Source organism: Pseudomonas putida, assembly GCF_030159595.1.
In the GTDB taxonomy this organism is placed as follows: Bacteria; Pseudomonadota; Gammaproteobacteria; order Pseudomonadales; family Pseudomonadaceae; genus Aquipseudomonas; species Aquipseudomonas putida_AC.
The window spans coordinates 44,007-67,385 of record NZ_BSKJ01000013.1; the positions used below are offsets into that span (position 1 = coordinate 44,007).

Here is a 23,379-nt window from a genome sequence, read left to right on the forward strand (position 1 = left end):
GTGCCCAAGAAGCAAAGAATCGACGATCACAGACCAAAGTGAGCTCGCAGCAACAGTGAAGAGCAGTATCGCTACAAAAGACCAAACCAGCGCATATCTCACTGCATTGGATTGCTGGCATACGCAAGTTTAACGCCGACGATATTGCAGATTATCTCGCCGATCTTTGTCGATCTGCAGGGGAATAGCTTAGGATTCAATCTGGAATCATTGAATAGTTGTATATTCCCAAATAGAATAAATAAATTATTTTAAATTCCTTTTTTTGGCGTTTTAGGCGTGTGATAGTGGCCGCCCCGTTCGCATCCGAAAGCACCATGTCTACTCCAAACCACCTGTTCACGGCGATGTTTGCGCAGCACTACCAGTGGCTGCGCAGCCGGGTCAGTCGCACGCTTGGATGCAGATTCCGTGCTGATGACGTTGCAGCAGACACCTTTGTCCGGGTGTTACGCATGGATGATCTCAGCAGCATCCGAGAACCCAAGACCTTACTGAGCACTATTGCCAAGCGGCTGATCATCGACAGCTGGAGGCGTGAGGATATTGAGCGAGCGTTCCTCGCTTCGCTTGCAACTGAGCCTCATAACACGGTTGTCGATCCGGAAGAGCATGCCCAGGTGATGCAATACATCGTCGCGCTGGACAAGGCGTTGTCGGCGGTCTCTCGACAGGCAAAGCAGGCGTTCGTGCTCAGTCTCTTCGATGGGCTTACCTATGAACAAATTGGACGGGCGCTTGGCATATCCAAGAGCCGGGTGCACCAGCACATGGAGAAGGCTTACATGGCAGCGTTTCAGGTGATGCCGCATGAGTGAGGGACACTCTCAGGGCGTAGTTTCAGAAGCTGTCAGATGGCTGGCAATCATGAATTCAGGTTCCGTCACGTCTTCGCAAGCGACGGCCTTTATGGCGTGGCGAGACGCTTCCGATGAGCATGCACGCTGCATGGATGAGTTAGTTAGCAGGCTTGGGGCCATCCGAGACTCACCACTCAGCAAGCTGAGCTCACAGCAAATTTCCCGGAGCTTGAATGCGCCCTCATCCAGACGGCAATTCATCAATGGGATGTTTGCCATCACGGCCTGCGCCGTGTCAGCAGCCATACTGTCGAGGGTTGGAAGTACTGGTTTCGCTTGGCCCGGTGATCTCTACACCGGTATTGGAGAGCGGGAGTCCTATGATCTGGCCGATGGAAGCCGGGTGACTCTCAATTCTGCTACCCGTGTAAGTCCAAGTGTGACTCAGCGTGAGCGCTCGCTTGCAGTCCATCGCGGCGAACTCATTCTGGATGTTCGCCCAGGTCACACACCTTTCCTGATCAATGCTGCGGGTTGGCAATTGAGTGCCAATCAAAAACGATTGCTTGTCCGGTGTGAGCGTGACGGAGGTTACCTCGTAGCGTTGGACGGAGACTTGGAACTCAAGAATGGTCAGGCACGAGTTCGGGTGGCACAAGGTCGATGGGCGAGATTCAATGATGCAGGGGAGCTGCGTACTGGGGTTGCCGCAGCTGACGAAACACTTTGGCTGAAGGGCCTGTTGGAGGTCAACAGCCTGCCTTTGGTAGACGTTATCGAGCGAATCAGGCCGTACCGCCGAGGTGTCATCCAGCTCTCGGCTGACGTAGCCAATGTCCCAATCAGCGGCATCTTACCCCTCGATAATACTGATCACGCACTGGCGATGCTGTCTCGGATTGCGCCTATCAAGGTGACGAGAGTGTGGGACGTTTGGGTAAAAATTGACGCTGCATAAGCTCATGCAAAACCGTTCTATCGAAGAGCTGGAAATAGATTTTCGCTGGCCGTCCTCAAGGCATACACAACATGAGACGGTCAGATATGTATCCGCCCTTTACCCAAGCCTTGAATCGATTGACGTTGGCCATCGCGCTGGCTAGTACACCCGCACTCTTTGTTGCTACTTCGACCGAGGCGGCTACTCAGGTGGCTCGGTACTCCATTGCCTCGGGGCCACTCAACTCAGTCTTGCTTGCAATCTCCAGGCAAAGCGGCCAATTGATCATCTTTGATCAACGGATCACTCAAGGGCTGACTAGTCCCGCTGTTGAAGGGGAGCTGAGCGTAGACCAAGCATTGTCTCGTGCACTCAAGGGCACAAGCCTCCGCCTGGAGCGCGATTCGGAAGGCGCCGTCACCGTCTTGAATGGCGACTCTCCTGTCCAAGCGGCCGCTGCCCCAGCGACTGCTCCAACGGTTAGTCAGCCGCAGGCACCGCGTCTGGCAAACGTGTTGGTAACCGCTGAAAAACGGGAAGACAGCGCCCAGAAAGTGCCTGTCCCTATCAGCGTAGTGAGCGGACGCAGTATCGATGATTTGAACGCTGGAAACAGCGCTACTCAGGTCACGCGCTTCATCCCGAACACCTCGTCCGCGACGATCGATAATCAGCGACCACGGTGGTGGATTCGAGGGATTGGTACTGGGGATCAGCGAGCAAACACCGTCAGCCCAGTCGGGATCTACTTCGACGACGTGTACATCAACAACGTTGATGCCACCAGTTTCCCTCTATTCGACATGGATCGGGTTGAGGTGCTGAAGGGCCCTCAAGGAACACTGTGGGGTAAAAATACGACTGCTGGGGCAATCAATTTCCTTTCTCGCAGGCCTGGCTTCGTTTCGAACCCTGGCTATCTGAAGCTTGACGCCGGTAGCCAAAACAATCGCACGGTAGAGGGCGCCGGCGGTGGTGTTTTGGTGGAAGACAAGATTGCGGGACGGATTTCGTTTCGGCACAACGAGCGTGATGGTCTGGCTGATAACAATACGCTAGGTGGCCGTAGCGGTGACACTCAAGACGACGCCTTTCGCGGTCAGCTAGCCGTCAACTTCAGTGACAGCGTTGACGGTGTATTCAACCTGCATTACCGGAAATTCGACAGTAATGGAAACGGGTTGGATGGTAGTACGGGAGGCGTCCTCGCAAGAGGCGCAAACGGTGCCAACGCTTATGGCTACGTCCCGCGTCTCTCTCGCACCAACGTTGATTACAACGTCGATGGTCGAGACGAACTCGAGCACTCTGGAGCATCTGCCACGCTGAACTGGCAGCTGGGCGACCTCGCGCTGACATCCATCACCGCCTTCGAAAACATCACCCGTACCATTCGAGGCGACAGCGATTACACCCCGCTCGACCTCTCCAGGGGGTATCGCGATCTTCACAGTAAGCAATGGTCTCAAGAGTTCCGGCTGGCTTCTCCCAAAGATCAGACTGTCAGCTGGGTCACCGGCCTGCACTATTTCAAGGAGCAGCTTGAGTACAACGAGTCGCGGGCTGTAGTCGACGGTACCTACGTCAACCCGTACTTCAACAGCACTCAGACTGATCAGGACTCCTCGAGCTTTGCCGTATTTGGCAGTACGACGTGGCAGATTTCCGAGCCGTTGAGCTTGACGACAGGGCTTCGCTGGACAACCGAGACCAAGGATATCGACCTTGATCGCGTAGCGGCGGTGGGGAGTGCGCAGTTCACCAATGACCACTGGTGGTCACGTAGCAGTGTGTCGAATCCTTTGGTCGTTACAGCGGCGCAGAACGAACGTAAGACCTGGAACGACTTCACCTGGGATGTCACCCCGGAATACCAAATCTCAGACAACGCTCGAGTCTACTTCCGATACGCGCGCGGCTTCCGCTCGGGCGGTTTCAACACTGGCGCCACGACTCAGGCTACGGTCGCCACCGTTTCGCCAGAATACCTATCCTCGTATGAGTTGGGGTTCAAGTCGGAGTGGTTTGACAACCGTCTGAATATCAACGGTAGCGTCTTCTACTACGACTACAAAGACATTCAGCTGAACGCGGTTGTGGGTACCAATACTGGCTCAGTATCCACCTTGACCAATGGTGGCAGCGGCAAGGTAAGAGGCGCTGAACTGGAGGTCGAAGCGGCGCCTATCGAGGGCCTTCATCTCCAGGCCGGGGTGGGCCTTCTGCACACCGAGTTCACAGATTACCAATCAGGTTCCGACGACTACTCAGGAAACCGCTTCGTCCGGGCGCCAAGCGTCAGCGCCACGTTCAACATTGAGTACCGCTATCCCCTGGAGATTGGTGGCTACCTCATTCCTCAAACGGACTGGAGCTACCGAAGCCGGCAGTACTTCTTCGCCAACAACCAGACCGATTCGGTGTTGCAAGAAGGAGGGTACACCTTGGGTAACGCTAGCCTCGCCTGGGAATCATCCGACGAAAAGCTCCGCGTCTCGCTCTACTCGCAGAACATCACTGATCGCAAATACGTAAATCACTCGTTACCCACCACGTTTGGTGGCAACGCGATCTTCTTCGGGGAGCCGCGCACGTTCGGTCTTTCCGTAACCACCCGCTGGTAATAGTTAACAGGAGAAAACACGTGGAAGTTTACTGGTATCTGACCGCACCTGATGGCCCACAGCCTTGGACGATCTCCGGCTCGCGTCCCATGACCTACCCGTACCTGCAGCAGGTTGCTCGTGCTGTTGATCACCTGGGCTTCACGGGCGCGCTTCTGGCAACAGGCGCCCATGACCCTTGGATTCTGGGTGCGTCGCTGATCCCCTTCACGGAGGATTTCCGCTTCCTTGTGGCGATCCAGCCAGGTTTAATCTCGCCCACGCTGTTAGCGAAGATGGCCCTCACATTCAGCCAGCTTTCCAAAGGGCGTGTCCTGCTCAATGTGGTCAGCGGTGACGCGAACTCCCTCGGCGCCTATGGTTTGAACATGTCTCATGATGAGCGATATGAGCTCGGCGACGAGTTCCTCAGTGTTCTAAAACCGCTGCTCCAGGGGGAGACTGTTGACTTCAAGGGCAAATATTACGACATACGCAATGCAAAGATTGCGATGCCTGGAAGGGCGGATGGCGCACCTGCGCTATGGTTCGGTGGCTCCTCAGAAGTGGCCCAGGAAGTGGCTGCCAAGCATGTCGATACCTACCTGACATGGGGTGAAACCCCGACTCAAGCGGCTGAGAAAATTTCACAGGTTCGGGCTCGAGCTGCAGTACATGGTCGTACGCTGCGCTACGGCATACGTTTGTACGTCATCACGCGTGATACAGACGAGAAGGCCTGGGACGCGGTGGAAGAGCTCTATGCGAGCATGGATGAAACCGCGATTGAAAGCCGTAAAGCGCTAGCCCAACGCTCTGATTCCGTAGGCCAGGCGAGGATGACGGCACTGCATGGCGATCGCCGTCCTGAGCGTGCTCGTGATCTTGAAATCTACCCCAACCTTTGGGCGGGCATTGGGCTGGTTCGTCCAGGGCCGGGCACGGCTATCGTGGGAAGTCCAGATACGGTCGAAGCGGTCATGCGTGAATATGCCGCTGCAGGGATTGATGTCTTCATTCTGTCCGGACTACCCCTGCTTGAAGAGGCCTATCGATTCGGGGAGCAAGTGTTACCCCGCCTTCCAATCACCCGGCATGCGCCATCGAAAGAAGCCTCCACGGATCAGCGATTTACCTGGGGCACAATTTGGGATCGCCCAATTGCCGAGCGGGAGAGTAACTGATGGCCCAAGTCATTCGAGTGGGAAGCCACCCAATGAATTTCTCGTTGTTCATCTTACGCAGGCGAGAGGTGCTTGAGCCTATCGCGGCGCTGCATGGGTGGGACGTCGAGTGGGTGGATTATACCGAGGGAAGAGACAGTGCCCGGTTATTGGCAGATGGGAAGGTTGATTGGGTCGGTACCGGCTCCACTCCACCCATCTATGCACAGAATGCTGGTCTGGACGTAGCGTATGTAGGTGCTACATCCTCACGTCCGCAGGGTAGCGCATTGTTGGTCAAAAACGATTCTGTCATCAACGAAGCGAAGCAACTCAAGGGCATTCGTGTTGCCAGCACGTCAGGCTCATACACGGATCATTTTCTCGCGACGGTGCTGCTCGGCGCAGGTCTGTCGCTCAAGGACATCCAGAGTGTCGACCTACCTGGTCGCAGAGGGCAGGCCGCGTTGTTGGCTAATGAGGTTGATGTATGGGCTGCGCTTGACCCACTCCTGACCGAGCAACTGAAGCAAGGGGATGTACGCAGCATCGCAGAGGTGGGCAGCTTCATTCCCAATCGGTCGATGTACTGGGCTCGACAGCGCTGGCTTGCGAACTCAACAGACCAAGCGGCTACGATCTTCAAGGTTCTGCAGGCGAACGATGAGTGGATTGCATCGCACGTTGATGAGGCCGCTGCCATCATCGCGAGAGACCATGAAGCAGGGATAGCCGATCGTGAATGGGCGACTGTTTTGTCAAAGCGCTCTTGGGAGATTCTGCCGGCTAACAGCTCAATTCTGAAGGAGCAATACAGCCAAGCAAGAACGCTGTTCGAGGCCGGGTGGCTGAGTAGAAATCCTGATCAACCGGTAGGAGTAGATCTGATTTCAGGAGGTGGCCATGCGTAAACTTACGATCCGCGCGTCCCTTCTCGCTGCGCTGTTCAACACTCATATCGCGAATGCTCAAGACGTCGAGCTTCGGATCGGCTATCTCAGGGGGCCATCAGATCTTTCACTTGTCCGTGAAAGCGGCGAACTCGATCGAGCCCTTGCCAAGCAGGGCGTTAAAGTTACCTGGTTGGGCCCATTCCCTGCTGCGGCTCCCGCATATGAGGCGCTCAATGGTGGCTCACTGGATATGACCAGTGGGAGTTCGACTGCTTTCGTGACAGCGATCGCAGGAGGTACTCCGATGGTGATGTTCGGTTATCAGCCCATGCCAGCAGGCGGGGAGGGCATCGTGGTGCATAACGACTCCTCTATTCGGACGGTAAGCGACCTGAAAGGTAAGACCGTCGCAGCGAATCGGGGAGGTACCGGGGAGTATTTGTTATCCCGGGCGCTTCAGACTGCAGGCGTGGATGAGAAGGAAGTAAGCAAGCAGTACCTCACGCCAACGGACAGCGGTTCTGCTTTTTCCTCTGGACACATTGACGCTTGGGCGACCTGGGATCCGTATCTCTCGATTGCTGTGAAGAATTACAACGGCAGGATATTGGTCAATGGGAAGGAGCTCGGATCGGAGAATGCCGCTGGCTACTTCATTAGCCGGCAGTTCATCACTGATCACCCGGCCGTGGTCAGGTCGGTATTTGATGTGCTCAAATCGACCAATGCTTGGGCTCGACTGCATCCTCAGGAAGCGGGTCGCATTTGGGCCAAACAAATGGGTAATCAGAATGAGGAAGTCGCTCGGCAACTGGGTGAAACCAACACCTCAGAGCTGATTGCTGTCGGGCCTGATCAAGCCAAGCATATTGAGAACGTGGCAGCTTGGTATGCGGAGAAGAAAATCATCAGGAGCAAGCCGGACGTCGAAAGCTTCGTAATCGATTTCTCAAAGTAGCATCGTTTTTGTAAGCGTCCGGCGAACTCACCCTGCGTAAGTCAGGCCGGCATCCAGTGAGGCCGCAGCAACTGCGCAATCTCACTGGCCTGCTGTGTCGGCAGAGGACTTTTACCTCCTCGTCACCCGCGCCGCTACCACAGCCAAGTTGGTAGCGCTAACGCGCAACGCGCCATGCCTAGCGCACACAAACAAAGGCCCGCGAGCGGGCCTTTGTTTAAAAAAGATGTGCGAGTCGAATATTTAATCGGGCATTTTCTTTAGGGCCATTGCGGACTTCAATGTCCTGCCCGAACTGCGTTTGAATTTGAGTTCTGGGTGTGAAGAAGTGTGCCCATGTTACAAGATACTTGCTGGAATTCAATCCATCCCCCAAATCCTCACCGTTAAACTCGTGTTCGCCACCTGTGGTGCGTAGGTAGGTTAGGCCGACCTGGTTGCTCTCATTCACAACATACCGAAGGTGTGTCTGTACTTCAAATGCAGGCGCCTGTTTCAAGGCTCCATCTAGGTAGTCATCATTCTTACCGTACCAGTCCCGCTCCAGCGTAACCTCCCCGTATAGTTTGTGTGGAATTAAGGCGTGGACATAGTTCAATTCCAGTACGCCTTTCCATCGGTTCTCACCCATGTTCATTCCGCCGCGATTTGAGTCGTACTCTCCGAGCGGCATTGCGATAAAGGTTCCTACACTGAAATAGCGCTCTTTCACCGGGTCGTTGTAAAGCCATGTGGTGCTACCAATAAAAGGGTCGCCGAATCCAGTTTCGCGATCACCGTTAAGGTTCAAAGAACCCCAAGGGACGATCACTTGCGGTGTTACCAAGATCCCATTAAGGTCAATCCATTTCACATAGCGTGCCAAGAAGACATCACTTTTAAGGTTATATCCATCAGATACCTTATGGTTGTCTTCCATGACGGCGTTCCGTTCCGCATGTTGAAAGTATAAAATGGCGGTGTCTGTACCTGCCGGTAAAGGCGCATTGTCGCCCGGCTCCGAGGTAATTACGTTAGCCTCAACATTGTTTGCAACACACGCAAACAGAACTGCAGCGCAGCCGAGAATTTGCCGCGAACTTTTGCTAAGTGCGAAGTTGATCATAATGATACTCGTTTAATTATTATTTTGCTGGAGGTGTTTGGGTGTTTACGATTTTCTCGACCATGAGAGCTAGAGCAAGAAGCTCTTTATCAGTGCCTGGAAGGCTATCGAGCTCAATACCAACGGGCAAGTTGGCCGCTCCAGCAAGCCCGATGGGAAGGCTTATTCCTGGTAAGCCAGCGTTGCTTCCAGGGTCGGTGTTCTTGATCATACGACCGAAAGCCTGAAAGGATGTGGAGTCTAAGTTGCTTGGGATCGCGAGATCTGGAGTCGTTGGGAAAATAAGCGCGTCGAGCTTGAATTCCTTGAAAGCTTGTGTGTATGTTTTTTTCATTTCGGGCTGACCAACTTCGGTTGCCCATTTGTAGGCGTCGGCTACGTCTACCAACTTACCATCAGTCCCAGGCATCTTTTGAGGTATGATGTATTTTTCGAATAGTACTTTCACATCTGGGCTTGAAATCTGTGTGACAAGTTTAGATAGCTCCATACCAGTTTGATTTTCGGATAGATAGTGCTCCAATGACTTGCGGCCTTCATAAAACGCCATTGGCATGCCGACCTTCTGATTTAATGCATGGATGTTGGGCATCGATAGCGGAACCAGTTTTACGCCTGCGTCTTTCAGTTTTTGAATTACGACTTCAGACTTGGCTGCAACCTCCGGAGACAAGTCATCCCAAAACTCATTTGGTACCCCTAGTCGAATTTCCTTAACTTTTGGTGGGGTTGCGGCTTTCTCCCCAGTGATAACCGAGTCCATCAGAATGACGTCTGCCACGGTGCGAGCCATAGGGCCTGCGGTATCACGAGTAGGAGAGATGGGGGTAATACCCGTTTGACTATAACGACCTACCGTGGGACGAAGCCCGACGATCCCATTTAGCGCTGCGGGTTGTCGTACGGAGCCGCCGGTATCAGTTCCCAGTGCCGCTGCTACGAGTCGAGCGCCTACGGCGCTTGCACTGCCCGAGGATGACCCACCTGCAATGCGGCTTTGATCGTACGCGTTTCTGACACCTACTGTGTCCTTGACGTGGAATGCTGTGTTGTAGCCGGAAGTGCCATAGGCCAGCTCCTGCATGTTGGCTTTACCAACGATTATTGCACCAGCATTCTCCAGTGGAGCGATAATTGGTGCATTCTTCGTCGGAAGATAAGCCTTCAGGGCCGGGGTGCCTGCAGTATTTGGGAAGCCAACCACCTGGATGTTGTCCTTGATAGCGATAGGGACGCCCCCAAGTGGAAGGCAGGCTTCACCATTCTTGATTCTCTGATCGTAAGCGTCCGCCTTCAATTTGGCTGCTTCCATGTCAACCGTGATGAAGGCATTGAGATTCTGATGGCTATCGATGCGGGCGAGGTAGGCATCCAGAAGTTCACGACTGGAAATCTGCTTAGTGCAGATCTGCTTGGCCGCCTCTGAGGCGGAAAGCAGAGTCGGGTCAGCGAGTGGAGCAGCGATTGTGGCGGATGACAGAGCAAGGAGTGCAAAAGGCGCACTTTTCATCCAGCGTTGGTAATGCATGGCTCTTATCCTTGTAATCACGGCGTTGATGCCGTGTGATTACCTTACCGAGCCTGCAGGGATGTGAAACTCCTTAAGATTGAGGAGGCGTCAGAAGTAGCGAGACAGTTGAGTGCGATTAGTGCATTTAAATTTTTTCATGGCATTGTTCAAATGTGTACGAACAGTTGTAAAGGATATGCCCAAGATTAGTGCAACCTGCTTATCACTTGCACCATTGGCGACCAGTTTTGCAACATCCATTTCCCGCTGCGACAATCTGGCCTCAGTTTTTTGGGCTGATAGTGACCTAACGAAATACGGTGTAAGGTCTTTGAGAATTTTTTCGTCGCGTTCACAGAACGGTGGGTCGCCAGCACCCCTCCAGATCCGCAGGTCGCCGACGTCCTGATGATTGTCTTTGAAGTATACGTTGATGCCGTGGAACATACCGGCTGGCTTCAAAAACTCAGAGTAAAACTGGCTGTTCAGCAATGTAGAGCGTTTGATCGCACTGTCGACGTTGGCGGCATGACCAACCTGATGCATCGTTGGCGTGACGAGGTCGTACTGGTGGTGATGTTGATCGTACTCATGCAGTAACTGCTCGCTGATATTGATTGAGCAACGGCGTGTTGAGCGCTGCAAATCCTCACTCCAGATGAACGATGACGTGTAGTCAGCATTGAGCAGTTTTGCAACCAGGCCAAGTACTGCGGGGCGTGCTTCAGCCTTGCCTCTGTGTTCGCAAAGTAGCCAGACGATCTCCGCCATGCAGTCAATTTCATCGGCTCTTAGGGCAGCATTCATGTTACTTAACCTCCCACTTCGCTCTGAATTTTCAGCGTAAGCAAGATGTAGGCCGCTTTTTTCAAGCTCTCTGCGCTAAGCATGTGACGGTGGAGGTGGAGACACCTTCGAAACCCCTGCCGCAGGGGTTGGCGACATTTGCGAGAGGCTGGCCGTCTCAGGTTCCAGTTGGGAGGGGGTGCTGGGTCAATAGGTGGTCGTCTTCATTTGCCTACACATTTCCCACCGGCGGAAGCGGTAACACGTCACCGCTTTTACGCGATCCGCACGCTTCGTTGGTGCTTTGTCCTCAGATGATGGATGCAAAAAGTGGACATGTATCTGCACTAGCTGGATATCCCTTCATGTTTGGCATCCCTAACCTTGATTGGCCTGAACAATAACAATTGGAGACCCTGGCCATGTCCCTGGGATTCGACTACCTCAATGCCATGCTCGAGGACGATCGCGAAACGGGCGTTTATCGCTGCAAGCGCGAGATGTTCACCGACCCGCGTCTGTTCGACCTGGAGATGAAGCACATCTTCGAGGGCAACTGGATCTACCTAGCCCATGAAAGCCAGATCCCCGAAAAGAACGACTTCCTCACCCTGACTATGGGGCGTCAGCCGATCTTCATCGCGCGCAACAAGGATGGGGAACTCAATGCATTCCTCAATGCTTGCAGTCACCGTGGTGCCATGCTGTGCCGGCACAAGCGCGGCAACCGTTCCAGCTACACATGTCCCTTCCACGGTTGGACGTTCAACAACAGTGGCAAGCTGCTGAAGGTCAAAGACCCGAGCAACGCCGGCTACCCCGACAGCTTCAACTGCGACGGTTCACACGACCTGACCAAGGTGGCACGATTCGAGTCGTACCGTGGCTTCCTGTTTGGCAGTCTGAATGCCGATGTGAAACCGCTGGTCGAGCACTTGGGTGAGTCGGCAAAGATCATCGACATGATCGTCGACCAGTCGCCGGAAGGCCTGGAAGTGCTGCGCGGTGCCAGCTCGTACATCTACGAAGGCAACTGGAAGCTCACGGCCGAAAACGGCGCCGACGGCTACCACGTAAGCTCGGTGCACTGGAACTACGCCGCCACTCAAAACCAGCGCAAGCAGCGCGAGGCCGGCGACGAGATCAAAACCATGAGCGCCGGCTCTTGGGCCAAGCAGGGTGGTGGTTTCTATTCCTTCGACCACGGACACCTGCTGCTCTGGACGCGTTGGGCCAATCCGGAAGACCGTCCCGCCTATGAGCGCCGCGACCAGTTGGCCGCTGACTTCGGCCAGGCGCGTGCCGACTGGATGATCGAGAACTCCCGCAACTTGTGCCTGTACCCGAACGTGTACCTGATGGATCAGTTCAGCTCGCAGATCCGCATCGCCCGGCCAATCTCGGTGAACAAAACAGAAATCACCATCTACTGCATCGCGCCGAAGGGCGAGAGCGCCGATGCCCGGGCCAAGCGCATCCGCCAGTACGAAGACTTCTTCAACGTAAGCGGCATGGCCACCCCGGACGACCTGGAAGAGTTCCGCTCGTGCCAGACCGGCTACGGCGGTGGTACCGGCTGGAACGACATGTCCCGTGGCGCAAAACACTGGGTTGAAGGCCCCGATGAGGCGGCCAGGGAGATTGAACTCGAACCGCTGTTGTCCGGCGTGCGCACCGAGGATGAAGGCCTGTTTGTGCTGCAGCACAAGTATTGGCAGGACACCATGATTCAGGCCCTCAAGGACGAACAACAACTGATCCCTGTGGAGGCCGTGCAATGAGCCTGTATGAAACCGTGCGCGACTTCCTCTACCGCGAAGCTCGCTACTTGGATGACGCACAGTGGGATCAGTGGCTTGAGCTTTACGCCGTCGATGCAAGCTTTTGGATGCCTTCCTGGGATGACGACGACACGCTCACCGAAGATCCGCAAAGCGAAATCTCGCTGATCTGGTACGGCAACCGTGGCGGCTTGGAAGATCGCGTGTTCCGCATCAAGACCGAGCGCTCCAGTGCGACCGTGCCGGATACTCGCACCTCGCACAACATCAGCAACATCGAGATCGTCGAGCAGGGCGAGGGCAACTGCCAGGTGCGCTTCAACTGGCATACGCTGAGCTTCCGCTACAAGACCACCGACAGTTACTTCGGTACAAGCTTCTACACCCTTGATCTGCGCGGCGAGCAGCCGCTGATCAAGGCCAAGAAGGTAGTGCTGAAGAACGACTACGTGCGTCAGGTCATCGACGTTTATCACATCTGAGACGAGGTAAAGCGAGCCGAAGCCTGTGGTGCTGAGGCTCGCTCGCGAGGTGCAACATGAGCTTCCAGATCGCACTGAATTTCGAGGACGGGGTCACCCGCTTTATCGAAGCCACTGGCAATGAAATGGTGGCTGATGCCGCCTACCGCCAAGGTGTAAACATCCCGCTCGATTGCCGCGATGGGGCCTGCGGCACCTGCAAGTGCAAGGCTGAATCCGGTCGTTACGACCTAGGTGACAACTTCATCGAAGATGCCCTGAGCGAAGATGAAATCGCAGAAGGCTATGTGCTGACCTGCCAGATGCGCGTGGAAAGTGATTGCGTCATCAGTGTTCCAGCGTCTTCTTTGGTCTGCAAAATCGAACAGTCCAGCTACCAAGGAAGCATCAGCAGGCTAGAGCTACTTTCTGAGAGCACTATTGCGCTTTCGATCAAGGGCGAATCCTTAGCTCGCCTGTCCTTCCTGCCTGGGCAATACGTCAACTTGAGCGTGCCAGGTACTGAGCACAGCCGGGCATACTCATTCAGTTCCTTGCAGAAAGATGGCGAAGTCAGCTTTCTGATTCGAAACGTGCCTGGTGGTCTGATGAGCACTTTCCTGACCGGGAAAGCTCAAGTCGGTGACACCATGAATTTGGCCGGGCCGTTGGGAAGCTTTTACTTACGGTCAATCGAGCGTCCACTTCTTCTCTTGGCCGGTGGCACCGGCCTGGCTCCGTTCACCGCGATGCTGGAGAGGATCGCGGAGCAGGGTAGTGATCATCCGTTACACCTGATCTACGGAGTCACCAACGACTTCGACCTGGTCGAGCTCGATCGTCTGCAGGCGCTGGCCGATCTCATTCCGAACTTCACCTTTAGTGCATGCGTGGCGAACCCAGAGAGCCAGCATCCGAAAAAGGGGTATGTCACTCAGCATATTGAGCGCGGTCATCTCAATGATGGTGATGTTGATGTGTACCTGTGTGGGCCGCCTCCCATGGTAGAGGCTGTCAATCACTACATCCGTGAGCAAGGTTTCACACCGGCCAATTTCCACTACGAGAAATTCGCAGCCGCTTCATGATTTTTTGGGGTCGCCCCATCGTGCGGGTGTGGACGGCCCCCTTTTTATTCCACGCTTCAATCGTCATTCGCCAAGTGCTCCCCCGATTCAGTTGGGAGCAGGTCAGGGAGTCATAGTGATGAACCGATTTGATGGCAAGGTCGCTTTAGTGACCGGAGCTGCCCAGGGAATTGGACGGGCGGTTTGTGAGCAACTCAAGACTGAAGGTGCTCGAGTAGTTGCAGTTGATCGCTCTCCCCTTGTCCACGAAATGGCCGGCGAGGGCATCCTTACCCTCACGGCAGATCTGGAGTCGTATGAAGACTGCTCGGGCGTCATGGACGCTGCGGTTGAAAAGTTCGGCAAGCTCGACATCCTGGTTAACAACGTAGGCGGCACCATCTGGGCCAAGCCTTTCGAGTATTACGATACCCAGCAGATCGAGGCGGAGGTTCGTCGATCCCTGTTCCCGACATTGTGGTGCTGTCATGCAGCGCTTCCACACATGCTAAAACAACGAAGCGGTGCGATCGTGAACGTCTCGTCGATCGCTACTCGTGGGGTCAATCGCGTCCCTTATGGGGCTGCGAAGGGCGGAGTCAATGCATTGACTGCTTGCCTGGCGTTCGAGATTGCCGATCGGGGAGTACGGGTCAATGCAACCGCACCAGGGGGTACTGAAGCCCCGCCCCGACGCATTCCCCGCAACGCTGAAAAACAAAGCAACGAAGAGAAGGTTTGGTATCAACAAATCGTTGATCAAACCATCAGCAGCAGCCTGATGAAGCGCTACGGGAGCATTCAGGAGCAAGTCGGAGCGATCCTCTTCCTCGCATCAGATGATGCTTCTTACATCACTGGGGTCACGCTTCCTGTAGGTGGCGGCGATCTAGGCTGAGATACGACCCCCATCAGTGATCACCGCGACGCACCCAATCATCTATCGAGCCGAGCATCGGGCATGCGTCGCTAGCTTCATCTATCCGCAGCAAACACCTGCTATTCGCGTTTCTATTAGAAAAATACGAGGCCTACGAAGATGACCGTGAAGATATCTCACACTGCCGAGATCAATAATTTTTTTGAAGAGGCTGCCGGTCTCGGTAGCGCTGAAGGTAGCCCTCGGATCAAAAGCATTATCTTAAGGGTCTTGCAAGACACCGCGCGACTGATCGAAGAGCTGGAAATCACCGAAGATGAATTCTGGTTCGCTGTTGATTATCTGAACCGCCTAGGTGGTCGTGGTGAGGCTGGCCTCTTGGTGGCAGGGCTTGGCATTGAGCACTTCCTCGACTTGCTGCAAGACGCCAAGGATGCGCAGGTTGGCCTCACTGGTGGCACGCCTCGCACCATTGAAGGCCCACTATATGTCGCGGGTGCGCCCATTGCTCACGCCGAAGTTCGTATGGACGATGGTACGGAAGAGCAACAGGCCGCAGTGATGTTCTTGGAAGGCCAGGTTCTGGATCCGAACGGGAAACCAGTTGAAGGTGCTACCGTGGATCTGTGGCATGCCAACACCCGGGGCACATACTCGTTCTTCGATCAGAGCCAATCTGAATACAATCTGCGTCGGCGAATCATCACCGATGCGGAGGGACGCTACCGTGCTCGCTCCATTGTGCCATCCGGCTATGGGTGCGATCCTCAAGGGCCAACCCAGGAGTGTCTGGATCTGCTTGGCCGGCATGGGCAGCGACCGGCGCATATTCACTTCTTCATCTCGGCACCTGGTCACCGCCACCTGACTACACAAATCAACTTGTCTGGCGAAAAATACCTCTGGGACGATTTCGCCTATGCCACTCGTGATGGGTTGGTTGGAGAGATTGTCTTCCGAGAGGATGGTGCGCGTGGTGTGCCAGGCCGTTACGCTGAGCTGAATTTTGATTTCCAGCTGCAAGCAGCTCCAGAAGCGACTGCTGAGCAGCGCAGCTCTCGTCCGAGAGCCTTGCAAGAAATCTAAGGTTTACAAGGATTAAATGATTAAAGGGCAAGCCGGCTCGTCCCGGGCTTGCCCTTTGTCATTTATACAATTTACGTTTGCTTAAGAGCGCATGGGCCAGGAATGGAAGCCTCAGCTTTTCTTTTGGGCTATTGATCATGTCTGCGCCACGTCCGAGTTGAGTCTTTGATGAGCCAAATCATGCTAGCAACCAGCGTGCACCTACCTGTCCAGACATGTCCGCACTTGACTTTTATAAGCAGGAAATCGTTCTCTTGAGGAACTCACAGAACCAAAGCTGGGCAGTGTTATCACCACTATGCTCATGCCAGTGCAAGCTGACCTCAAACTTGGGCACCGTGAATGGTAGCTCCATGATCTTGAGGCCATTACGCTCTGCATAGACCTTGGCGACCCGCTCTGGCAGCGTCACCAGCAGGTCGCTGGATGAGATGATCTCGGGAAGAACGCTGAAGTGCGGAACACGTAGGCTCACTGTTCGTTCAACGCCTGCTTCTCTCAGTCGATCCTCAACAAAATGGTGGCCGGTACCTGCTGATACGACTACATGGCGTTCTTCGAGGTATTGCTGCATAGAGAGTTCATTTTCGATGCGTGGGTGATCCTTGCGAGCCATACAGACATACCGCTCTTCAAACATGAGTTCACATTTTGCTTGGACAGGTAGGAAGCTTCGGTTGCAGATCGCGACGTCGATTTTTCCTGTCTTCAGCCATTCGTCCATGCGATCTATCTCGACCTGAATCACTTCTAATTCGACGAGTGGCGCCGTGCTCTGCAGTCCGCGCAATATATGCGGGAGGAAGAAAACCTCCCCCAAATCTGACAAAGCAACACGGAAACGGCGAGTCGAGAGGTGCGGCTCAAACTTTTTGGTGAGTGCCACCGCACGCTCGATATCACTAAGTGACGAACGGAAGGATCCGTAGAGCTGTGAAGCTAAAACGGTGGGCTGCATGCCTTCACGCGAGCGCTTGAAAAGCGGATCACCCCATTGGTCACGGAGCCTAGCCAAGGCATAGCTCACGGACGGCTGTGTAACGTGGAGACGCTCCGCTGCCCCGCTAACGCTGCCGGTTTCGAAGATGGTCACGAAGACACGGACAAGGTTGAGATCGATCATGCTAAATAGATCCTGCTTATTTTAAATTCAAAAATATATCTATTTGATCTATTAGGCAACACCCCATAACGTGAGGGTCGAACGGATCTGGGGTTCGTAGCTCTCGTTCGATCACTTCAAAAAAACAACAAGAGTACATGCCATGCAACGCATCAGCGCAGTCGGTATCCTCGATACCGCAAAGCTCAGTCGCTTCCATTTTCTCCTGGTCTTTTGGTGCTCTTTCATCATGCTGTTCGATGGCTACGACCTGGTCATCTACGGTTCCGTGCTGCCGCACTTGATGACTGAATGGAATCTGTCACCTTCTCAAGCTGGGATGCTTGGCTCTAGCTCCATGTTGGGCATGATGGTCGGTGCCGTGCTCCTTGGTACTACCGCCGATCGCTTCGGGCGCCGCCCGATTATCCTTTTCTGCGTCGCGCTCTTCAGTGTTGCAGCCTTCGCGAACGCCTTCGCTGTCGACTCTATTACGTTCGCGATTTGCCGCTTCCTCACCGGCGTGGGATTGGGTGGTGTAGTACCGAACCTGGTAACCATCCTGAAAGAAATGGCACCAACCCAGTACCGGAACCGCCTCATCAATCTGATGCTCAGCTTCTTCGCGGTAGGTGGCTTGCTCTCGGCTCTGGCAGGTATCTACCTCATTCCGATGTTGGGTTGGCATTCCCCGTTCTATATCGCAGGGCTGTCACTGCTCTGCTTGCCTCTGCTGTATAAAACCCTCCCTGAGTCGGTGGCGTACCTGGTACACAAAAAACGCCACGAGGATGTCGGTGCACTGCTGCAGCGTATCAATCCTAACCATCGTCACATCAGCGGCACCCAGTACGAAGTCGACGTTGTAGCCAATACTGCCGGAACGTCCATGGCCTCCTTGTTCAGCGACGCGCGTGCGTTCGCTACCCTGATGGTCTGGGTTGCCTTTGGTATGTGCATGCTCATGGTGTACGGCCTGAACACCTGGTTGCCAAAGCTCATGAATAGCGGTGGCTATCCTCTGGGGTCGAGTATTACCTTCCTGCTGATCATGAACATCGGTGCTCTGTTCGGTCAGTTGGCCAGTGGTTTCGTCGCAGACCGTTGGGGCTGTAAGGCAACGCTGCTGGTATTCTTCGCGCTTTCCGCCATCTCGATTTCGCTCCTCGGCGTTCGTCCCGGCCCCATGACCTTGTACATTCTGCTGTTGGTTGCCGGCGGGGCAACAGTCGGATGCCTCTCTGTCGTGCATACGCTCGCTGCCGACATTTATCCCGCCAATGCACGCTCTACCGGTGTCAGCATGGCGGCTGCTGTCGGACGCTGTGGCGCAGTGGCAGGCCCGCTTCTTGGTGGCTACCTCTACAGCCTAAGCCTGCCCTTTGAGCAGAATTTCCTCCTGTTCGGTCTGCCAGGGGTCATAGCTGTTATAGCTGTGATGATGATTTCCCAAAGACACGCAGGTCGGCTATCAGCTGAAACCCCACTTAAGCAGAGCGCTTAACCTTCTTGTAACACCCCGTCCAGGTATATAGCTCGCCTGTAACGGGTTTCGGCGCGGCGCTTGCGTCGCGCCTTTTTTATTAAGCACATCACCCTTGGCCATGTTCGTGGCTGGGGTGAGTGCGCACTAGAAAAACTCGCACACAATAATAATTCGGAGTGGGTTGGATGAAACAGATCGATCGGATGGTTTGGGCTGCCACAGGTTTGGCGTTAATGTATGCGGCTACAGGTAGCGCGGATGTATTTGAGGATAGCCATCTCACTTTGGGTCTTCGTAACTTTTATTACGACAGAGACTTTAAGCAGAACAATGCTCCAAAGTCGCGTGTGGGTAGCTGGAGCCAAGGGTTCGATCTACAGTTCAAGTCGGGATACACTGACGGGCCTGTAAAGTTTGGGTTGGATGCTTTCGGGCAGTACGCATACCGGCTCGACGGTGGCGGTGGTCGTGGGCCGGATACCGTTCTTCCCTACGACGACAGTAAAGGCAGGCCTGTCACGGACTACGGTCGTGCAAGTGTGGCAGCGAAGATTAAATTCTCTAACACTGAAGTCAAAGTCGGTGAGCATCGGCCAATGCTTCCTGTCGCTTTTTACGATGACTCCAGGCAGCTCATCACCACCTATGAAGGGGCGACGGTTGAGTCAAAGGAGTGGTCTAAGCTGACGCTGAATGCTGGTCGGTTCTGGAAAACTGCTACTCGTGAATCTTCGAACAGGGAAGATATTTACCTGTTTGGTGATTCACCTGCGCAGAGCAGTGATGGTTTGAACTTTGCCGGGGCGCGATACGACTTTACTCCGCAGTTCAATACGACGTATTACTTCGGGCAGCTGGAAGATATTTATAGGCAACATTACGCTGCGGCAGCGTATGCCATCGACTTGGGTAATGGCTATACGTTGAAGTCAGACCTTCGCTATTATAATACTCAAGATGAAGGTGCAAAGCTTTCCGGTAGTCTTGATAATAGCTCTCTTGGAGTGATGACTGCGCTTACCAAAGGTGGACATACCTTCACCGCAGCTTACCAACGTATGTATGGCGATGATGCGTTCCCTTTGCTCAATGGCTATGCGCCGCAGCCATTCCTGGTCAACTGGTCAACCATTGCCTTCTACAAGGCCCAAGAGCGCTCATGGCAAGCCCGTTACGACTATAACTTCGCAGCAATGGGTATGCCAGGATTGAAGTTTATGACCCGTTATCTGCGTGGCACAAACATCGATCGGGGCCCTGGTCTTTCTGATAACGTCGAAAGCGAGACAAACTTTATACTCTCTTATGTTATTCAAAGCGGCCCGTTCAGTGGATTGGCTTTTGAAGGCCGAAATATCAAGGTCAAGACAAAATACGGTGCAGACTTTGATGAGAATCGTCTGATTACAAGCTATACCTGGAAATTCTGGTAACCAGCTGTGCAGCACGCCTTGTGTTCCAAGGCGTGCGTCCTCAGCACTTTTCGTTAAGGGCCGTAATTATGAGTATTGAACTGTTAAGTGAGCGTAGTAAAGTCTACGATCTTGCAGATCCTCGTTTGGTTTCAGCCTATGTTAATCAGCATGTTGGAAATCACTCGATCGCCATCGCCGATGTGCGTCGCGAGGCGATGCTCATTCACCGGCAGGTATCAGAACTTGATTTTTGTAGAATCAGATATGGAAGCGAAACGCGCGTTACATCGACAGCTCTTCGAGACAAATTTCACATTCAAATCATGCTGAGCGGAAGCTGCCTGCAACGCCATTCCAATGGTCGGCGTATCCTGCTTGCTGGTGATCTGATAGTGATTAATCCACAAGATGAAGTGGATTTCACTTATTCGGATGACTGTGAAAAATTCATTTTGAAAATTCCAGTAAATTTGATCGGCAAGGTGTGTGAGCTTCAGCGCTGGTGCCTGCCGGCCGGAGGCCTACGCTTTGAGGACAAGGTCTATAAGTTGATCGACCTGGAAGGGGTTGCGCAGCTGTTGAGCCTTGTATGTAGCGAAATCGAAAGTGAAAACGTGATACGTGCAGTTCAAGAGCACTATGTTCAAATTATTATCTTCAAAGCGCTTACGTCTTTTTTGACTAATCTAGATGTAAAGGGAGAGGGGGTTCAGAGTCAAGTATTGCGTAAGGTGCTGCAATATATTGAGGACAACTTGAAGCAAGATCTCACGCCTGAGGCGTTGGCTCGTTATGCCAACGTAAGTGTGCGCAGCCTCTATGTCCTCTTCGGTCAGCACGTGGGAGAGCCGCCCCGGCGGTACTTCGTGAGTAGGAAGCTAGATCGGATACGTGCGATGTTGTTGAATGCTGATGGCCGAAAAAAGAGTATAACTGAACTCGCGATGGATTATGGTTTTACCCATTTGGGTCGTTTCTCGGCTGAATACAAAGCTAGGTTTTCAGAGCTACCTTCTGAAACGCTAAAGCATGGCAAGTCCGTATAAGACAAGGCCCGCAAAAGCGGGCCTTGTCTTGAGCGTTACACCAGATATTTCTCGATCTCTTTCTCGCGCCAGATGATCCCAACGCCAGGCAGATCCGGAATCACCGCATTCCCTCCCTCAAAAGTGAGAGTTGGCTCGATGACGCTCCCGGCAAGATCCAAACGCTCCAGCCAATGCGCAGTCGGTGTGGCGGCTAGCAGGTGAGCGCTGATTTCTTGGAACAGGTGGCTGGACATAGGAATGCCGAATTGTTGTGCGAGTGCACTAGCTCGGATCCAACCTGTCACGCCACCGATCTTCATTGCATCTGGCATAGCCAACCGGCATGCACCGACTCTCAATGCTTTGAACATTTCCTCAGGGCCGAGCCAGTTCTCACCCATCTGGACGGGTACATCGAGCTTGCTTTGAATACGCTGGTGACCTTCGTAATCGTGTTGAAGCGTCGGCTCTTCAATCCAGGTGACGCCCTCTTGCTGCAGCGCCTGGCTGCGTTTGATGGCAGCGGGTACATCCAGGCTCTGGTTGTAGTCGACCATGATCCCGAAGTCGTCACCTACCGCTTGACGGATGCTGCGCACGACTGCGAGATCTTGATCCAATGTCGGATAGCCGATCTTGGTCTTAACCGCTCGGAATCCAAGTTCTGCTGCGGTCACGGCGCGTTCGGTCGCGAGTTTGACTCCATCCAGACTGTGGCTGTCATAGGTCTGAATTGGTCGCACGGTGGCACCGAGGAGTTTCACCAGTGGCGTTTCGTGAACCTTACCCAACGCATCCCAAGCTGCCATATCGATGCCAGCAGCGGCCATTCGGATCAACCCCGTATAACCTGCCAGGCAAAAGCGTTTTGCGAGCATGGCTTCCAAGCTAATCGGCGCCAATGGTTCATTGACGATCAAGGCTGCCATGTCGTCTAGGAGCTGCTTCAGGGACTTCAAAGCGACCGGGGTGTACGCGAATAGGTAGGAATGGCCTACCACGCCGGCACTGGTGGCCAGGTCGATCAGAACAAGTGGCGCTGTGCCAACGGTTCCAACGGCGGTGTGAACGGGGTAGGCCAATGGGACATTGACGGCTCGCGTCTTCAGGCCGGTGATCAATACTGCACTCATGCGTGTGTTCCTTTACCAATGAGGTGATCGATTGGAGCGGTTTTAGTCACTCCCTCGCTTTGGAGGTAATCAGGAGAGAGGGAGGTGATGTCAGGGCATCCAATCTGGGCCAGGGTGCGGTCGATATCCGCTTTGAGGAGGGTTAGCACCTCGTCAACACCCGTTTCACCTCGTGCTGCAAGGCCATACAAGGTTGCACGTCCCAGGAGTACAGCCTCGGCACCTAATGCAAGCGCTTTCACGATGTCCGAACCCCGTCGGAAACCGCTATCGATAAGTACCGGTTTTCGAGTTTTCGCTACGGATTGAGCCAAAACTTCCATTGGCGATACCGCGCAATCGAGTTGGCGACCGCCGTGGTTTGACAGGATCACACCGTCGGCACCTTCAGCGATGCAGCGATCAGCGTCCTCAGCACTGAGCAAGCCCTTTACGAGCAGTTTGTGCGGCCAGAGGTCACGCAGCCATCTCAATGCCTCCCAGTTGAAACTGGCATCCATTTGGCGGCTCATCAATGCTGCCTGCATCTCTAAGCTAGACGTTTGACTGCTGACGAAGTTGGCCAGTTGAGGCATGCCGTGGCGCACCAGATCGAGCGACCAGCGCGGATGCAGGCATCCGTCCAGCATCACTTTAGGGGTGTAGCTCATCGGCATCTTGAATCGGTTATGAAGGTCACGTTCGCGATAGCCATTAACTGCAACGTCTGTCGTGAGCACCAGCGTGGTGTAACCGGAATGCAGGGCTTTAAGTACCATCCCCTGTGCGATCTCTCGGTGGATCACATAGAGCTGGAACCACAGATCGCCATCACACTGACGAGCGAGGTCTTCAATGGACATGTTGGAGGCGGTCGACAGCACGAACGGGATTCCGGCTTTGGTTGCTGCTCGAGCAAGGGCGAGATCCCCTTTAGGCCAGAGCGCACCATTCAGCCCAGTTGGCCCAATCAAGAGAGGCATCGACTGCCTCTTTCCAAGCACTTCGGCTTCGAGGTAGCGGCGGCTGACATCTACCAACCGTTTCGGCTTAAATCGCCATTGCTGAAAGACGTCACGGTTGTGTTTCACCCCATATTCGTCTTCAGCCCCACCTTCCAAATAGTCGTACACCATCTTCGGCAAGCGCTTTTGCGCGAGCTTGCGATAGTCCTCGACGTTAAAGAGATTCTGGCTCATGGTT

At 54.0% G+C, this 23,379-nt stretch carries 20 protein-coding genes; 14 read left to right on the forward strand and 6 right to left on the reverse strand.

Translation table 11 applies throughout. From position 1 onward, the window contains the following. Positions 1–317 precede the first annotated feature (317 nt). The 6 genes from QQL85_RS23605 (at position 318) to QQL85_RS23630 (ending at position 7,357) form a co-directional block, all read left to right on the forward strand. Entirely contained in the window at positions 318–818 is a 501-nt protein-coding gene (locus QQL85_RS23605) for a sigma-70 family RNA polymerase sigma factor (protein ID WP_284356918.1), read from the forward strand. Further along, positions 811–1,758, forward strand: coding sequence for a FecR family protein (locus QQL85_RS23610; protein WP_284356917.1), 948 nt, complete (start codon positions 811–813; stop codon positions 1,756–1,758). The genes QQL85_RS23605 and QQL85_RS23610 overlap by 8 nt, the downstream gene beginning before the upstream one ends. 86 nt (positions 1,759–1,844) lie before the next feature. Beyond that, entirely contained in the window at positions 1,845–4,364 is a 2,520-nt protein-coding gene (locus tag QQL85_RS23615) for a TonB-dependent receptor domain-containing protein (RefSeq protein WP_284356916.1), read from the forward strand. A 20-nt stretch (positions 4,365–4,384) separates the two neighbouring features. Continuing rightward, positions 4,385–5,527, forward strand: a complete 1,143-nt coding sequence (locus QQL85_RS23620; RefSeq protein ID WP_284356915.1) for an LLM class flavin-dependent oxidoreductase — start codon at positions 4,385–4,387, stop codon at positions 5,525–5,527. Then, positions 5,527–6,417: an ABC transporter substrate-binding protein gene (locus QQL85_RS23625; RefSeq protein WP_284356914.1), complete on the forward strand. Its 891-nt coding sequence runs from the start codon at positions 5,527–5,529 to the stop codon at positions 6,415–6,417. Before QQL85_RS23620 ends, QQL85_RS23625 begins: the two co-directional genes overlap by 1 nt. Then, positions 6,410–7,357, forward strand: coding sequence for an aliphatic sulfonate ABC transporter substrate-binding protein (locus tag QQL85_RS23630; RefSeq protein WP_284356913.1), 948 nt, complete (start codon positions 6,410–6,412; stop codon positions 7,355–7,357). The genes QQL85_RS23625 and QQL85_RS23630 overlap by 8 nt, the downstream gene beginning before the upstream one ends. A 217-nt stretch (positions 7,358–7,574) precedes the next feature. Here the strand turns inward: QQL85_RS23630 and QQL85_RS23635 are convergent, their stop codons facing one another. From QQL85_RS23635 to QQL85_RS23645, 3 genes are all read right to left on the reverse strand, one after another. Then, positions 7,575–8,462, reverse strand: coding sequence for a transporter (locus QQL85_RS23635; RefSeq protein ID WP_284356912.1), 888 nt, complete (start codon positions 8,460–8,462; stop codon positions 7,575–7,577). Positions 8,463–8,481: 19 nt separating this feature from the next. Continuing rightward, a complete protein-coding gene (gene iaaH / locus QQL85_RS23640; protein ID WP_284356911.1) occupies positions 8,482–9,990 on the reverse strand; it encodes an indoleacetamide hydrolase in 1,509 nt (502 codons plus the stop codon). A gap of 90 nt (positions 9,991–10,080) precedes the next feature. Next, complete coding sequence (locus QQL85_RS23645; RefSeq protein WP_284356910.1) at positions 10,081–10,779, reverse strand: helix-turn-helix transcriptional regulator; 699 nt, start codon at positions 10,777–10,779, stop codon at positions 10,081–10,083. A gap of 401 nt (positions 10,780–11,180) precedes the next feature. On the opposite strand from QQL85_RS23645, the gene benA reads away from it, so the two are divergent. The 5 genes from benA (at position 11,181) to catA (ending at position 16,033) form a co-directional block, all read left to right on the forward strand. Further along, the gene (gene benA / locus QQL85_RS23650) at positions 11,181–12,539 is read left to right on the forward strand and encodes a benzoate 1,2-dioxygenase large subunit (RefSeq protein WP_284356909.1); all 1,359 of its coding nucleotides are present in this window, start codon (positions 11,181–11,183) and stop codon (positions 12,537–12,539) included. Continuing rightward, on the forward strand, positions 12,536–13,021 hold the full coding sequence (benB, locus tag QQL85_RS23655) for a benzoate 1,2-dioxygenase small subunit (RefSeq protein WP_284356908.1): 486 nt from the start codon (positions 12,536–12,538) through the stop codon (positions 13,019–13,021). The genes benA and benB overlap by 4 nt, the downstream gene beginning before the upstream one ends. A gap of 56 nt (positions 13,022–13,077) precedes the next feature. Then, positions 13,078–14,088: a benzoate 1,2-dioxygenase electron transfer component BenC gene (benC, locus tag QQL85_RS23660; RefSeq protein WP_284356907.1), complete on the forward strand. Its 1,011-nt coding sequence runs from the start codon at positions 13,078–13,080 to the stop codon at positions 14,086–14,088. A gap of 118 nt (positions 14,089–14,206) precedes the next feature. Then, positions 14,207–14,965, forward strand: a complete 759-nt coding sequence (locus QQL85_RS23665; RefSeq protein ID WP_434482170.1) for a 1,6-dihydroxycyclohexa-2,4-diene-1-carboxylate dehydrogenase — start codon at positions 14,207–14,209, stop codon at positions 14,963–14,965. A 141-nt stretch (positions 14,966–15,106) separates the two neighbouring features. Then, positions 15,107–16,033, forward strand: a complete 927-nt coding sequence (gene catA / locus QQL85_RS23670) for a catechol 1,2-dioxygenase (protein ID WP_284356905.1) — start codon at positions 15,107–15,109, stop codon at positions 16,031–16,033. A 232-nt stretch (positions 16,034–16,265) separates the two neighbouring features. Here the strand turns inward: catA and QQL85_RS23675 are convergent, their stop codons facing one another. Further along, a complete protein-coding gene (locus tag QQL85_RS23675) occupies positions 16,266–17,156 on the reverse strand; it encodes a LysR family transcriptional regulator (RefSeq protein WP_284356904.1) in 891 nt (296 codons plus the stop codon). A gap of 142 nt (positions 17,157–17,298) precedes the next feature. Here QQL85_RS23675 and QQL85_RS23680 point away from each other — a divergent pair, with 142 nt between their 5' ends. The 3 genes from QQL85_RS23680 (at position 17,299) to QQL85_RS23690 (ending at position 21,082) form a co-directional block, all read left to right on the forward strand. Then, the gene (locus tag QQL85_RS23680; protein WP_284356903.1) at positions 17,299–18,639 is read left to right on the forward strand and encodes an MFS transporter; all 1,341 of its coding nucleotides are present in this window, start codon (positions 17,299–17,301) and stop codon (positions 18,637–18,639) included. A 167-nt stretch (positions 18,640–18,806) separates the two neighbouring features. Further along, positions 18,807–20,054, forward strand: coding sequence for an OprD family porin (locus tag QQL85_RS23685; protein ID WP_284356902.1), 1,248 nt, complete (start codon positions 18,807–18,809; stop codon positions 20,052–20,054). 68 nt (positions 20,055–20,122) lie between these two features. Continuing rightward, complete coding sequence (locus QQL85_RS23690; protein WP_284356901.1) at positions 20,123–21,082, forward strand: AraC family transcriptional regulator; 960 nt, start codon at positions 20,123–20,125, stop codon at positions 21,080–21,082. A gap of 35 nt (positions 21,083–21,117) precedes the next feature. Here QQL85_RS23690 and QQL85_RS23695 read toward each other — a convergent pair whose 3' ends face one another. Further along, the gene (locus QQL85_RS23695) at positions 21,118–22,197 is read right to left on the reverse strand and encodes an enolase C-terminal domain-like protein (protein ID WP_284356900.1); all 1,080 of its coding nucleotides are present in this window, start codon (positions 22,195–22,197) and stop codon (positions 21,118–21,120) included. Next, positions 22,194–23,375: an alpha-hydroxy-acid oxidizing protein gene (locus tag QQL85_RS23700; RefSeq protein ID WP_284356899.1), complete on the reverse strand. Its 1,182-nt coding sequence runs from the start codon at positions 23,373–23,375 to the stop codon at positions 22,194–22,196. Before QQL85_RS23700 ends, QQL85_RS23695 begins: the two co-directional genes overlap by 4 nt. Between the last annotated feature and the right edge of the window lie 4 nt (positions 23,376–23,379).